Genomic DNA, 13,615 nt, shown 5'->3' on the forward strand with positions numbered 1-13,615 from the left:
CTCTCGTTATAATAAAAGAGAATGATCTCGTTTTATTTCGAGAGGAGCGGAACCGAATTATGCCCAAAATCACGCAACAGCAAAAAGAAGCCGTTCGTACGGATATATTGAAGGCAGCTCGAACCGTTTTTATAGATAAGGGATATGAAGCAGCTTCCATGAAGGAAATTGTCGAGTGCTCTGGGAGAAGCTTCGGCGGCGTCTATCTTTATTACTCCAATAAAGAAGATGTCTTTCTTGATTTGCTGCACCGTCAATTTGAGGAGATGGCAGCGAGTTTCGTGCCGGATAAGCCGGTAAGCGCTTGGGGAGCGTTTGAACGCTTTTTCAGCGAACAGGAGAGGCGCTCCAGGGAAGTGGAGGGCGGGCTAGCACCCTGTATGTACGAGTATTTTATCGTAGGCCGCAGGGATGAGAAGCGCCGCTCGTTGATTGATGCGCGTCATCGGGCGGTGTACGGCAGCGTGTTGGCCTTGGTTCAGAACGGGATCCAACGGGGCGAATTTCATCCTTCCAAGCCTGTTGATACCTTCGTTCATTGGCTTGTTTCCTTTTTGGACGGCATTTTCTTGGAAAGTATCATCACCGGATCGGAACGAATCGAACTAGCCAAGCAATTCGAACTGCTTCAGTCTGTTTGCAGGTCCATACTTATGCCATCAGGTCCGGAGGGATTGATATGACAAGCGCAGCACTTGATTATTTACCCGTTTTCAAAAGCGAAACCGGGTCTCGTGTTTTTATGGAAGCTTATGAACAGCTCATGGAATATTGGCCTACTGAGTATGACACGATGGAGATCCAGACAGAATTCGGTCCCTGTCATTTGATCGCGAGCGGTCCCGAAGAGGGAGAGCCCATTCTCATGTTTCACGGTATGACGGGTAATTCTGCGTTGTGGTACCCGACTGTCGAAGCGCTAAGCGGCTTTCGTATTTATTGCGTAGACGCACCAGGGGACTTCGGCAAAAGTAAAGCTGTTAAACGGATACGCACTCCGGAAGATGCTGTCCGTTGGATGGATCAAGTATTAGACGCTCTGGGGCTTGCAAAGGCAAACTTCATAGGCCACTCGATGGGCGGCTGGTTTTGCTCGAATTATGCGGTAGCGCGGCCTGAACGGATTAAGCGGTTGGCGCTGCTTGCCCCGGTGGCCACTTTTTTGCCGGCGCCATTTGGAAAACTGCTCATCAAAGTATATCCCGCGATGCTGTTCCCGAAGCCAAGCCGAATTCGCCGGGCATGGAATTGGTTCTGCTCGAAGGGGTATTCGCTTCCGCCGCATGTGATGGATATGATCATTGCCGCATATTCGCATGGCCGCTCGCAGCTGCCGGTCGTTCCTCGAGTGATTGAAAAAGAGGCTTGGAACAAACTGTCGGCCCCGGTGCTGTTCCTTGTGGGCGACGAGGAGAAAATTTACGATGCCGAGCAAGTGAAACAACGCGTCAGCGAATCGCTTCCCAACTCGACGATTTGCACGATCTACGGAGCCGGACACTGTTTGATACTGGAGCAAAAAGCATCTGTGAATGAGGCCATTCGCGAATTCGTGCTGCGGCCCCTTTAGGAAACAGCCTAACGGGGTTTGTATCACCTTATGAGACCCCTAATATTGACATTTCTCAAATCATTATACTACAATGTGTGGTGTAGAAGGGTGTGACGGTATGAAGATCAAAAAGCTGAACGTGGGCGAAGAGGGACTGAATCGTTTTTTTGGGCCGCTTGAAGCGAGAATTATGGACCTTCTCTGGTCTTCCGAGGGGATGAGTATCAAGGAAGTGCAGTCGATCCTTAATCAGGACAATCCGATCTCGATTAATGCGGTGACGACGGTGATGAACCGGCTGCTGGATAAAGGCCACCTGTCGAAAGTACTGATTGGCAGCGGCAGAACTCAAGCGGCGCGATTTAGCACGGTGCAGACGAGGGAGCAGTTTCTCTCGGAACAGATGAAGGTGCTGTCTCAGGGGCTTATTCAGGAATATGGGAGTCTGGTCGTAAGCCACATGATCAACGCGCTTGAAGATGTGGATCAAGAGCTGATTGCGAAGCTCGAACGCAAATTAAGCGAAATCAAAAAGAGGAAGAAACCATGAACCCGCCGGTCAAGCTGAAATGGATTTACGCGCTGATGGTCGTCTTCATTATATTGATCGGCGTGCAGATGTCCATGTACATCGTGAGCTTAACGAGAGACGATGGGCTGCAAAGTGCTATTGTCAATTACAGCATAGTCAGTATCGTTATCGGGTACACGCTTATAAGAATGATCTGGCGGATCCTCACCCAAACGTATTTATCATGGAAATGGCATAAGCACTTTCGCTCCAGCCAGCATGTAAAATTAACAAAGCGCCTTGCCTATAAATACCGCAGCCTTCGCACGGATATCCTTGTTGTGAGGGATGAAGCGTTTGTCGCGCTGACGATTGGCATACGGCGGCCGACAATCGTTGTCTCGTCTGCTGTTCTCGACATATTCAGTGACGATGAGGTGAGGGCGATCGTGCTGCACGAATGGCATCATTGCCGTAATCGCGATAATGTGAAGTTGTTACTTATGAGGCTGTTGACGGAAGGATTCGGGTATTTTCCGATCATGAGCCCAATCTTTCGCTACTATCAAACCTGGATGGAGCTTCTCGCCGATCGCTTTGCAATTCGTCACATGCGTACGGAGCTACCTTTGGCCAGCGTACTTCTGAAGCTGTCGAAGTTGAGACCTAGCCGCCAGCATGAAGCTGCCGTTCATTTCGCCACGACGACCATGCATTATCGTATTGCACAGGTTCTTGAGCCGAACAAGACAGTAAAGGTAAAGGTGGCTTTGCTTAGGCCTTTGCTGATTTCCCTTTCGCTGCTGCTGCTATTGATGTTGGGTGGGGATTCATAACCCCCTATTTTTTTCATTAATCATACTACGAACTGTAGTTTAATAGAGGGAGGATAAGTGATTGAGCGTTATATTATTTCACATTGGAGATTTCCCTATCTATACGCATGGGGTTGTGACAGCTTTGGCCGCGCTGCTGGCGCTGGGGATGGCTCATTACTTGGCTGCAGGCACAACGTATCGGCAGCATATATTGAATTTGGTACCCTACCTGTTTGTTGGAGCGATTGTATCTGCGCGTGTCTGGCATGTGTTCTTTTTTCAGTGGGGGTATTATTCGAAGCATCTAATGGAAATTCCAGCGATCTGGAATGGCGGGATTTCGATTCAAGGCTCGCTGATTGGCGGTTTTATTGCTATGATCGTTTATACAAGGAAGCATCGCTTATCATTCTGGGAGCTGGCTGATCTATTAGCTCCGGCAATCGTCTTGGGCCAGTCGATCGGCAGAATCGCCTGTTTTCTGAACGGAGATGCATTCGGTTCCCCGACTGGACTCGGTTTCGGCATGGTTTACCGGGAAGGAACGGCGGCTTATGATACATATGGCTCCCAGCCGTTGTGGCCGGCGGAAATATTGGAAAGTCAGTGGGATCTGATCATTTTCACCGTGCTGCTCCTGTTGAAAAATAGGAAATGGACAACCGGGTTTCTGTTCCTGGCCTACAATATTATGTATTCGTTCGGGCGGTTTAGCTTGGAATGGCTTCGGGGCGATTCACCGCATTATGCCTTCCATTGGACAGCCGGTCAGTGGACCAGCTTCAGTGTGATTGCGGTCAGCATGTGCGTGATGGTCTTTCTTCACATACGCGAGCGGCAAAAGGTTCAAGCTTCGGCTTAAGTTAAAGTTATAAGCGATCTTATGTTGTGAAGCGAACACTTCTAGCAAGTACTTTTTAGGAGGTACAGATTGTGAAACAAAACAAATATGATGACTCGGGATTCTTTGAGAAATACAGTCAGATGCCTAGGTCAATCGGTGGACTGGATGCTGCTGGGGAATGGACGGCCTTTCGTGCATTGCTTCCTGAATTGCGCGGCAAAAAGGTTCTCGATCTAGGCTGCGGCTATGGCTGGCATTGCCGCTATGCGCGTGAACATCATGCGCAATCGGTGGTGGGTATAGATCTTTCGGAGAAAATGTTAGCGCAAGCCAGTGCTATGACTGACGACCCGCATATCGAGTATAGACGTCTTGCGATCGAAGACATCAGCTTTACGGAGAGGGAGTTCGATGTGGCAATAAGCTCTCTTGCACTCCACTATATAGAGAACATCGACATCATCTTCCGGAAGGTGTATCACTGTCTCGCACCTGGGGGTACCTTCGTGTTCTCTGTTGAACACCCGATATTTACTGCAATTGCTGCGCAAGACTGGTACTACGGCCCGCAAGGCGAGAAGCTGCACTGGCCTGTTGACAACTACCATAATGAAGGCTCCCGGCATGCAAGATTTCTTGATGATGACGTCATTAAATACCATCGAACTATTGCCACTTATGCGAATACACTAATAGAAGCCGGTTTTCGTATTAAGAAGCTTTCCGAACTTCAACCGACTCAAGACATGCTGGACAAGAATCCGGCCTGGCAAGAAGAGGTTCGCCGCCCAATGTTTCTTCTAATTGCCGCTGAGACCTTAGCATAAGGGATGGCGGCGGTTTTTTGGCTATTAAGACAAAAGTTGGGTGTTTCGTCTCGCGGCGCTTGTTCTTATGAATAAAGGTTTTCTTGACAAGCCAAAGAAATTTATGCAAAACTACTTTTGTCAGATTAGGCTAAAAAACACGAAGCGAGGAGAAGGTGGAGCACTCTGAAAGCAAATCGTATGGAGGCCTTCAGCGATGGTGTGCTGGCAATTATCATCACCATCATGGTATTGGAGTTTAAAGTGCCAGAAGGGCATGACTGGCAGGCACTGGCCCAACTCGGCCCTAAGATTCTTAGTTACATTTTCAGTTTCGTATATGTCGGCATCTACTGGAACAATCATCATCATCTGCTCCACATGGTTCAAAAGATGAACGGGCGGTTGATGTGGCTTAACTTGTTGCTTCTTTTCTGGTTATCCCTTGTTCCGTTCACGACAGCCTGGATGGGGGAAAGCCATTTTGCAGCTACGCCAACGGCGCTGTACGGCATTATTCTGATGATTGCGGCACTCGCGTATTGGCTGCTTCAGCGCGCGATTATTAGCCAGCATTCCAGTGATTCCGCATTCGTACTGGCAATGGGAAAAAACTGGAAGGGGAAATTATCTCCCTTGCTTTATTTGTTTGCGGTCTTGACCGCATATGTAAGTCCTTGGATATCCGGCTTCTTTTTCGTACTTGTTGCCGTGGTCTGGTTTTTACCGGATAAGCGAATCGAGCACGCTTTACGAGGCCATTAACATGCTCTTCGATTCTCGCGTGAAGCGGGTTTCGAAGAGCTTTTCTATTACAAAGTCCTTGAAATTCTTTAAAAACGAAGGAGCTGCCAGGACATGCTCCTTTCGCATTTTCCCCCGATAGCTCCGCTAGTTCTTAATCCGCCGGTTGTACCGCCGAATGTCGTGATGCCATGCTGGATAAAATAAACGTGGCAATGACGGCGATGAGTACGCCGAGTGCGCCGAACCAGGTAATGGAAGCCAGGGAAACATGGTTAACGATCAGCCCGCCGACTCCTGCACCGACAGCCATAGAAAGCTGCATCATGGATTGGTTCAAACTCAACATGACGCCTGAGGATTCGGGGAAAAGCGAAACCAGGTTAAATTGCTGGGTTGGACCGGATGACCAAGCTGCAAAAGACCAGAGGATCAGAGTGGCGAATATGGCAATGACCGACTGTCCGGCAAGGGAAAGCAAAATCAACGAAATGATATGAAGCAGCATCCCTGAAGCCAGCGTGAATATGATGCCTCGTTTATCTGCGCTGTAGCCGCCGGCTTTAGAACCAACCAAGCTGGCAATGCCGAACACAAACAGGGCTGCGCTAAGCATGGAATCATTTAAATGAGATACCTGAAGCAGAAAAGGGGAGATATAAGTATATGCAAGAGAATAACCGCCCAACCAGAAAAAAGTAATCGCTAAAGCGACCAATACCTGACGATTTTTTAACAAAGCAAATTGTTTGTTCAGAGGGACGGGTTTGTCACCTTGCATACGTGGAATTGCCGCTGCAATCACAAACATAGCGAGTACACCAACAATTGCGATTGCGAGAAACGCCGCTTTCCAGCCAAAAGCTGTGGCTACCATTCTACCGAGCGGAACACCGATAATGAGCGATGCGGTGAAGCCCATGATGACGGTGGCGATTGAGCTGGCTTGCTTGCCGGGCAGTGCGATTTTGGCGGCAATGCTAAGTGCGGTAACGACGACCATACCAGCACCTAAAGCCATGATGATTCTCGCGGCGATGAAGAGGCCGAAGCCGGGTAAAATAAATGTCAGCAGGTTGGCCGCAATAAAGAGGCCAAGTGAATACAGAAGAAGTTTACGACGGTCCATTTTGGCTGTCAGCGCCATCAGAATAGGTGTACCGACTGCATAGGCAAGGGAAAAGACCGTAATGAGCTGGCCTGCTGCTGCAACGCTGGTCCCCAGTGTCTCTGCGATCCGGTCCAAAATCCCGGAAATAATATATTCGGATGTTCCAACCAAAAAACTGATCAGGGCTAGAATGTATACTTTCCATGTGCTTTCCATAGGTTCACTCTCCCAATATGTTTTGAAGTACTATATTTCTAAAAATATCGAAATAAGAATCAAAAAAATTACTCCAGCAGGTATGGAGCATATTTGGCAGCGACTTCCTCGTCCAAGCTGTAATATATATAGGTTCCCTCTTTACGTGAGGTCAACAACCCGGCCCCTGCCATTTGTTTCAGATGATGGGACAGAGTGGAGATGGCTACTGTTTGCAGTTTATCTCCCAGAACGCAGCAGCATTGGTCGCTTTCTTCTTTTAGAAGCAGGGCGATTTTGAACCGGGTAGGTTCTCCAAGCGCTTTATAAATTTTGACTGCCTGCTGCTGATCTTTGGGTTCTTTCATGCCGCCTGAGCCTCCTGAAGATGATTTGTATTTCGATATTTGTAGAAATAATGTAGCATGAAGATGTGGATTTGTAAAGTTCCCCTTTAATAAAGGACTTATAGGATTTGATATGGAATCATTTGGTATACACGTTATTAGTTAAAGATAGTTGAGATAAGTTAGAACGGTTCAAATAAGTATTTGTTACTCTACAAGGAGGACGTAATGAAACAAGGAGAATTAATCATAAAGACCATAACCTCCCTCAAACAAAGACTTCATGAAGCCAAAGGATTGTTGAAATTACAGTTACAAGAGGGTTATCGAACAGACGCCACATGTAGATTCAACGCACCTGCAAAAGAAGAAGATTTAATTGAATTTCAGAATTCTCTAGGGTATAGACTCCCGGAAGATTATTTTAATTTCCTCAAAATATGTAATGGCTGCTCTTTATTCGACCATCCTGAATATGGCGGGGAGGCTTACTTATATCTATGGCAAGAAATATGGAACGCTACTTATGAAGAGCCAGATGATGGGTACTTGAAAATTGCTTACATTTATCAGGATAACATTGTGATCAATCTTAAAGCATATAACGAAGGCAATAATAATTACTTAATGGTCAAAGGACAGCTTGACAGTTTTTTTTAGGCTCGACCCTTACAAATGAATTTTGAGTTGTGGTTTGATCGTTTCATTACGTGTCAGGGTGTGAAATTTTGGGACTGGTCAACACATGATGCGGAGAAATACTACCGATTAAGAGGCTAATACTATGGTGTGTGAAGCTTATGCTCCCTCTTATCAAAGAAATTGATTGGCTTCGGTTCTGCAACGGCTAGAGCGAGGTAAGGACCCCGATAGCTTTACGGTCAAAGGTATCCAGTCCGTAGTCATTGATGAGAGATGCGCTGCGGGATCACAACTTGAACGTGCGGTTGGATGCCCTCGTGGCTCAATGAACATTGAAGTCGACCCATGGGTTTTCGTTACGGTAAAAGGCACCCTATCGGGTGCCTTCGTCGTACGTGCGGACTAAAGCTCGCGAACCATTTTGTAGTTTCCCGGTTCCGCCCGGAATCCGAGTAAGTCACGGTTGATGTGTAGCATAGGGCCGTTCATCGAGTCGTTGTGCGTTCTCAGGTAGGGGGCTCCATTCGCAAGCGCGGATTGCACTCCGAGCAGCTTCAAGGCGAGCGCGATTCGGCGCCCGCGGTATTCCGGCAATACCCCGGTGTACTCGTGGTACATGGCTTGCGTTTGTTCGTTATGCTGCAGCGTGACAACACCGACGTAACGATCCCCGTCTTTGGCGATATGAATCCATTCCGGGCGGACGCCCGGCAGCTCGAGGCTCCATTTCTTCCATTCCTCGAACCAAGGGTAATCGCCGGAGTAGCCCGGGATATCGAGGTGTGTGACTTTATATAGCTCATAAAGTTTTCTTTCGTTCTCTTCGCCGGGCTCCTCCGACAACGTCACGAAGCGAATGCCATTACGCTCCGCCTCATCGATGGACGCGCTTAGTTTCTCGTCGAATCTGAATGATTCCAGATCCAGAACGGATTCGAAGGAGTGTCGTTCCTTGGCGTAGCCGCGGCGCTCCGCAAAAGCGATCGACATTTCGTCCGACTCCTTCATGTTATCGATTAGACGAGAGGCTTTGACTTCCAACGCCCATTCCAGAAGCACGGCATATAAAGCTCCGCCGACTCCGTTCCCCCGGGCCTCCGGGTGAACGACAAGGGTATGGATCAAGGTTCCGGGATCCGTCCAGGGTGCTCTCCATGCGATCGCATAGGCGACGACTTGACCGTGTTCGTCCTCTGCGACCCATTTGGGACGATCCCAACCTTCAAGCTTGCCTTCCTCGTTGTAATGCAACTGACCTGGAGGGATTTTGTCCTCGTCTTCGCGAAGACGATCGGCTGTCGTTGGCTCCGGCCAGATTAGATTGAGAAGCGGCGCCACGGCCGCATAATCGTCCGGGTGACGCAGCTTACGAATCACATATTTCATAACTCCTCGACACCTCCGCTCTATTTTCACATTGTTATTATCTCACGCCCTTCCTTTCCTTTCATGGTATAGTTTGGTTATAACTAACGAAGACCGCGGAATGGTGATCGAGACCGAGATTCCTGACAATACCGAATCCTATATTACATAATCAGTTGCATATTAAGTTTAGGAATCATTCTTACAGTTGGCAGAGGTGCTGGCGACGTGATCGAGGATCGTCCGGGAGAACTGCGTCGCGGCGCAGGACGTCAAGGTTTTGCTATGTCTTGATGGTTCGCATTCTTACAACCCTCCTGAAAATGAAAAAGACCCCTGAAAAAGGGCCTGGGTAGTTGGAAGCTTATAATCCTGACGATTTAAGATTAAAAAGAGACGAGTGGAGCGCAGTCTTGCTTCATTCTCGAATCCGGATTTAGGAAGGAGAGAAATTGGTAGAACACCGATAACCAAACATTGAAGCAAACCTAAAGAATTGAACAGCCATTAATCACCCCATAATCACTTCTTACTGAGTAGTATTATAAGTAACCTGCACAACGATATCTTGATCGTAATCGCCGAATCCTTTGCCAAACAAGTTCACTCCACCCACATATTTAGCGTCGTCTAATACACCTATCTTAAGATCAACCACAGGCGATATAAACTTGAAATCTTTAATTGAGTTCGGGGAAACAAAGGTTTCATCAATATAAGTACCAGTCATATCTACTCGAATTGTTTTGAGCATCCCATACTGCGTCCCATTGGCCGGCCAAAAAGAAGGCGTGTTTTTCCCTCTGCGATCTCCATAATCCCCCTGACTATGGTATGTGCATAGTTGAACGCCATTTAACCAAAATGTGATATCCGACTTCCAATTGTTATTAGACATCGGACATTCGGAGCAAATTTCGAGCGAAATGGAAACAGATGAGATGCTTCTTTTTTGCGGATCCCGAATTGGAAAGCAATATTCGACATATCCCTTGCGAAAGTACAGCAATTGAGCATCGAATCGTTGAGGTGAATAGAACGCCTCAGGATGATCATAACCAATGATCAAGCCATTGGAGTTCACTAACCCGCATGTCGGCTCTACAGAGAAGCTAGTATAGCAGCCAATGGGAATTTCGATGGTTTGCGTCGATGTTATATGAGGATAAAAAAGCTGCAGGTCCAGTGAGATGTTTGATAAGGACTGGAATACGATCTTTTGATTTCCTCTGCTTGCCGGACTGGGCATTATCTCAACCAGACCGGCATCCTTCAAATATTTAAGGTGAAAAGATGTGGTGGACATCGAAAGGCCAAGTTTTCGTGCAATTTCCATTACCGAATAGCTGCCTTCTGTCGATAATCGAATCATTTTTCTGCGTACCTTGGAGCTAAGTGCAACTGCAATTTTTTCAAGCTGATCATCATCACCTAAATCTAGATAAATAGATTTGCTCATCATTGCACCTCTTTCCGTTTGTATCGACTTCCTGAAAAACGAAGTCTCTCCATTCGAATCCTATTCGGTCAACCTTCAGGAATAAGCCCTGACAGTCTCCTTTTTAAATTTCGATTAATATTGTACAATGCCTGTAAATTCTGTGAAAATCAAAATTCGTTATTGTTTTCATTCTATCACTATAATATATTGATGACAATGCATAGAAAAAGGAGCTGTCTCGCTAATGAATAACTTCAAGATGAACTATCCTCGCCCACAGTTAAGGCGAAATAGTTACGTAAATTTAGACGGAGCCTGGGGCTTTAGGGAGGATCAGGAGAGTAAAGGGGAACAACATAAGCTTTATCATGGCTTTATTGCAGATCAGACCATTATGGTGCCTTATAGTATCGAGGCATCCTTGAGCGGTATTGGCAAACAAGAAGAGCTTGAGAATATGTGGTATCAAAAGGTAATCGTATTGGATAAAAAGCAGCTTCAAAAAAGATGCATCCTTCACTTTGATGGCGTAGATTATACAGCCAAGGTCTGGATGAATGGCCATTACGTTGGTCGTCATGACGGTGCATATACAAGATTCAGCTTTGATATTTCGGAATACGTAACCGCAGGTGATAACGTACTCGTCGTCAAGGTGGAAGATAGCTTTAATATTGAGCAGCCTAGAGGCAAACAAAGGTGGTTGCCAAACAACTATAGCTGCTGGTATGTGCAAACCACAGGCATTTGGAAGAGCGTATGGATGGAATTTGTGGAAGAAGTGCATATTGAGAGAATTAAATTCACGCCGGTCGTAAGCGAGTATGTATTAAATTTCGAATATTTCCTAAATAAAAAACAAAAGAATGTGAGTCTGGAAATTCAAATTTTAAGGGACAATCGGTTGCAAAAGAAGATTAAGCTGGATCACATTACTCAGAGCGGACATGTCGGTATTGACCTCGTCTCCCTTTATGAGGAACATCAGGTCGAGTTCTGGAGAATGGAGAAACCCTCGCTTTATGATGTGAAGCTTGTGCTTTTACAAGATGACGTTGTAGTGGATGAAGTCGAAAGCTATTTTGGATTCCGTGAATTCAAGCAAGAAGGAAGATTGCTCTGTTTGAACGGAATGCCTGTTTACCAGAAACTTGTTTTGTATCAGGGATATTGGGAGAATTCTGGGTTGTCTGCTCCGAATGAAGATGCGATGATTAAGGATCTTGAAATGATCAAAGAGATGGGCTACAACGGACTTCGCATTCATCAAAAGATCGAGAGCGAGCTTTTCTTATATCATGCAGACCGGCTTGGATTGCTCGTTTGGTGCGAAATGCCGTCCCCGCATTTGTTTAATGACAATATGAAAGAAAGGGTTACAAAAGAGTGGATTGACATTATCAGACAGTATTATAATCATCCATCTATCATCACGTGGTTAATCTTCAATGAAAGTTGGGGAATTAGAGGCGTAAAGCACAACAAGGAGATGCAGGCATTTGTGGATGGACTTTACTATTTAACGAAAGCATTCGATCCGATGCGGCCGGTTATTGCGAATGATGGCTGGGAGCATGCCAAGACAGACATTGTAAGCATCCATCACTATGAGCAAGATGCTTACAAGCTCTATGAGATGTACAAAGATCTGGATATGGTAATGTCCAGGAAAAGTACGGCGCTAATCCAGCATTCTGTGTTTAGCAAAGGCTATGTGTATGAAGATCAACCCGTAATCATGAGCGAATTCGGCGGATGCGGCTTTAAGAGTGATATGAAAAAAAATGACTGGGGTTACAGCGCGGCGGACAGCCAAGAACAGTTCTATGATCAATTTGGTTCACTTGTGAAAGCGGTAAAAAAATTAGAGTATATGTGCGGTTATTGTTATACGCAATTCTCGGATGTTGAACAAGAGAAGAACGGGCTTGTAACGATGAATCGTACTTATAAAGTGGATCCCCAAAGAATTCGGCAAATTAATGAAGGCGGGATATTGTGATTCCTTACGGAAAACTAAAAAATGCAATTTCGCTGGTTCTCATCATTAGTCTGACCATGCTGACTGCATGCAGCGGCCAAGCAGCTAACAGAAGTGCTGAGAATGATTTAGATAAATATGACCTGTTAAAGTACGTCCAGCCGATTTGGGATCATGACGTGATTTACAATGAAAGCGTTATGATTTTGAAAGATCAACACGGAGATATGCCGCCATTGTCATTGTTGTATCCAATTGAGGAAGTAGTCAGCGTGAGAGATTTTTCACTCATTAACAAGTATGTAGAAGGCAAAGATTATGCTTTAGATCAAGGTAAGCTAGTCATTATGAAAGATGGAGATATTTATCGGGACTTGGCTATGAATTATGATGAATACTACTTTGATCAGTATGATGAGGGCAGGCATTTTAAGCTGGCTAATGGTGGAGGGACGATAAAAACGGAAGCTCATCACGGTCTGGGTGGATTGACTGACTATCAAATCGCGGTTACATATCGTCATCCCATCAACGATTCGATTGTGAACAAACCTGAATCGAAAGCCCAATTGCTTTCCAATACATTACAGAAACTACAGTCAAAAGAAAAAGTAAATATCGTACTTCTTGGAGATTCAATCAGTGCAGGCTGGTCGGCTTCTGGATATCAATACAGTAATATTCCGCCGTTTGCTCCGACTTACTATGAGATGGTTACAGATTATCTTGAACATTACTTTGATAACCAATTCATTAATGCATCGAATTATTCCGTCGGTGGTATGACAAGTCAATGGGGAGCAGAAGAGGAACAAATTCGAAAAATAAAAAATGAAGATCCCGATCTTGTCATTATTGCATTCGGAATGAATGATGGGGTATCAGGAATGATTGACCCTCTAACGTATCAATCGAACATCGAGTCCATTATTCAGCAAGTTCAGTCAGAAAATCCACGTACTGAATTTATAATTGTATCTACGATGCTGCCAAATGCCGAAGTGGAAGGGATGCTTGTCAATCAATTCAATTATATTTCAGTGCTGCAAGAACTGGAGCAAAAATATGTTCAAGTTGCGCTTGCGGATGTGACAACGGTCAGCTTTGAAATCCTACGTAAGAAAGCGTTTCGTGATGTAGCTGCGAACAATGTGAATCACCCGAATGATTTTATGCATCGAATATATGCTCAAGTCATTTTAAAAACGCTGCTAGAAGAGTTTTAGCATCAAACTTTAATAATAAGAGAGGGGTATTT

14 protein-coding genes are annotated in these 13,615 nt (G+C 45.8%); 10 read left to right on the forward strand and 4 right to left on the reverse strand.

The genetic code is table 11. The annotated features are described in order from the left end of the window. The first annotated feature begins 59 nt into the window (after positions 1–59). From ACFQ0N_RS34635 to ACFQ0N_RS34665, 7 genes are all read left to right on the forward strand, one after another. Positions 60–683, forward strand: coding sequence for a TetR/AcrR family transcriptional regulator (locus ACFQ0N_RS34635; protein ID WP_379334687.1), 624 nt, complete (start codon positions 60–62; stop codon positions 681–683). Then, positions 680–1,570, forward strand: coding sequence for an alpha/beta fold hydrolase (locus tag ACFQ0N_RS34640; RefSeq protein ID WP_379334688.1), 891 nt, complete (start codon positions 680–682; stop codon positions 1,568–1,570). The genes ACFQ0N_RS34635 and ACFQ0N_RS34640 overlap by 4 nt, the downstream gene beginning before the upstream one ends. A gap of 100 nt (positions 1,571–1,670) precedes the next feature. Beyond that, positions 1,671–2,102 carry a BlaI/MecI/CopY family transcriptional regulator gene (locus tag ACFQ0N_RS34645; RefSeq protein ID WP_379334689.1) on the forward strand — a complete coding sequence of 144 codons (432 nt, stop codon included), beginning with the start codon at positions 1,671–1,673 and terminating at the stop codon, positions 2,100–2,102. Then, complete coding sequence (locus ACFQ0N_RS34650) at positions 2,099–2,899, forward strand: M56 family metallopeptidase (RefSeq protein ID WP_379334690.1); 801 nt, start codon at positions 2,099–2,101, stop codon at positions 2,897–2,899. The genes ACFQ0N_RS34645 and ACFQ0N_RS34650 overlap by 4 nt, the downstream gene beginning before the upstream one ends. 61 nt (positions 2,900–2,960) lie before the next feature. Beyond that, positions 2,961–3,743: a prolipoprotein diacylglyceryl transferase gene (lgt, locus tag ACFQ0N_RS34655; RefSeq protein WP_379334691.1), complete on the forward strand. Its 783-nt coding sequence runs from the start codon at positions 2,961–2,963 to the stop codon at positions 3,741–3,743. Between the two features lie 71 nt (positions 3,744–3,814). After that, on the forward strand, positions 3,815–4,552 hold the full coding sequence (locus tag ACFQ0N_RS34660; RefSeq protein WP_379334692.1) for a class I SAM-dependent methyltransferase: 738 nt from the start codon (positions 3,815–3,817) through the stop codon (positions 4,550–4,552). Between the two features lie 165 nt (positions 4,553–4,717). Next, positions 4,718–5,296: a TMEM175 family protein gene (locus ACFQ0N_RS34665; protein WP_379334732.1), complete on the forward strand. Its 579-nt coding sequence runs from the start codon at positions 4,718–4,720 to the stop codon at positions 5,294–5,296. 133 nt (positions 5,297–5,429) lie between these two features. On the opposite strand, the gene ACFQ0N_RS34670 is transcribed toward ACFQ0N_RS34665, so the two are convergent. Then, complete coding sequence (locus tag ACFQ0N_RS34670; RefSeq protein ID WP_379334693.1) at positions 5,430–6,602, reverse strand: MFS transporter; 1,173 nt, start codon at positions 6,600–6,602, stop codon at positions 5,430–5,432. Positions 6,603–6,670: 68 nt separating this feature from the next. Further along, the gene (locus tag ACFQ0N_RS34675; RefSeq protein ID WP_379334694.1) at positions 6,671–6,949 is read right to left on the reverse strand and encodes an ArsR/SmtB family transcription factor; all 279 of its coding nucleotides are present in this window, start codon (positions 6,947–6,949) and stop codon (positions 6,671–6,673) included. Between the two features lie 207 nt (positions 6,950–7,156). Between ACFQ0N_RS34675 and ACFQ0N_RS34680 the strand changes: the two genes are divergently transcribed. Further along, complete coding sequence (locus ACFQ0N_RS34680; RefSeq protein ID WP_379334695.1) at positions 7,157–7,588, forward strand: SMI1/KNR4 family protein; 432 nt, start codon at positions 7,157–7,159, stop codon at positions 7,586–7,588. A 384-nt stretch (positions 7,589–7,972) separates the two neighbouring features. Here ACFQ0N_RS34680 and ACFQ0N_RS34685 read toward each other — a convergent pair whose 3' ends face one another. Both ACFQ0N_RS34685 and ACFQ0N_RS34690 read right to left on the reverse strand, forming a co-directional pair. Then, positions 7,973–8,956, reverse strand: a complete 984-nt coding sequence (locus tag ACFQ0N_RS34685) for a GNAT family N-acetyltransferase (protein ID WP_379334696.1) — start codon at positions 8,954–8,956, stop codon at positions 7,973–7,975. 508 nt (positions 8,957–9,464) lie between these two features. Further along, positions 9,465–10,394 (reverse strand): ArsR/SmtB family transcription factor, encoded by a 930-nt coding sequence (locus ACFQ0N_RS34690; RefSeq protein ID WP_379334697.1) that lies wholly within the window; start codon positions 10,392–10,394, stop codon positions 9,465–9,467. Between the two features lie 226 nt (positions 10,395–10,620). Here ACFQ0N_RS34690 and ACFQ0N_RS34695 point away from each other — a divergent pair, with 226 nt between their 5' ends. Together ACFQ0N_RS34695 and ACFQ0N_RS34700 are read left to right on the forward strand one after the other, a co-directional pair. After that, a complete protein-coding gene (locus ACFQ0N_RS34695; RefSeq protein WP_379334698.1) occupies positions 10,621–12,378 on the forward strand; it encodes a glycoside hydrolase family 2 protein in 1,758 nt (585 codons plus the stop codon). Next, entirely contained in the window at positions 12,375–13,583 is a 1,209-nt protein-coding gene (locus ACFQ0N_RS34700) for an SGNH/GDSL hydrolase family protein (protein ID WP_379334699.1), read from the forward strand. Before ACFQ0N_RS34695 ends, ACFQ0N_RS34700 begins: the two co-directional genes overlap by 4 nt. Positions 13,584–13,615 lie beyond the last annotated feature (32 nt).

Origin of the sequence: Paenibacillus sp. GCM10027626 (assembly GCF_042676285.1) — a bacterium.
Classification (GTDB): domain Bacteria; phylum Bacillota; class Bacilli; order Paenibacillales; family Paenibacillaceae; genus Paenibacillus_Z.

What these genes read in the sequence shown, in the direction of transcription:
- ACFQ0N_RS34695 (WP_379334698.1), top strand. Translation starts at nt 10,621, where the DNA reads ATGAATAACTTCAAGATGAACTATCCTCGCCCACAGTTAAGGCGAAAT.
- ACFQ0N_RS34690 (WP_379334697.1), bottom strand. Translation starts at nt 10,394, where the DNA reads ATGAGCAAATCTATTTATCTAGATTTAGGTGATGATGATCAGCTTGAA.
- ACFQ0N_RS34675 (WP_379334694.1), bottom strand. Translation starts at nt 6,949, where the DNA reads ATGAAAGAACCCAAAGATCAGCAGCAGGCAGTCAAAATTTATAAAGCG.
- ACFQ0N_RS34680 (WP_379334695.1), top strand. Translation starts at nt 7,157, where the DNA reads ATGAAACAAGGAGAATTAATCATAAAGACCATAACCTCCCTCAAACAA.
- ACFQ0N_RS34645 (WP_379334689.1), top strand. Translation starts at nt 1,671, where the DNA reads ATGAAGATCAAAAAGCTGAACGTGGGCGAAGAGGGACTGAATCGTTTT.
- ACFQ0N_RS34685 (WP_379334696.1), bottom strand. Translation starts at nt 8,956, where the DNA reads ATGAAATATGTGATTCGTAAGCTGCGTCACCCGGACGATTATGCGGCC.
- ACFQ0N_RS34650 (WP_379334690.1), top strand. Translation starts at nt 2,099, where the DNA reads ATGAACCCGCCGGTCAAGCTGAAATGGATTTACGCGCTGATGGTCGTC.
- ACFQ0N_RS34635 (WP_379334687.1), top strand. Translation starts at nt 60, where the DNA reads ATGCCCAAAATCACGCAACAGCAAAAAGAAGCCGTTCGTACGGATATA.
- ACFQ0N_RS34640 (WP_379334688.1), top strand. Translation starts at nt 680, where the DNA reads ATGACAAGCGCAGCACTTGATTATTTACCCGTTTTCAAAAGCGAAACC.
- ACFQ0N_RS34670 (WP_379334693.1), bottom strand. Translation starts at nt 6,602, where the DNA reads ATGGAAAGCACATGGAAAGTATACATTCTAGCCCTGATCAGTTTTTTG.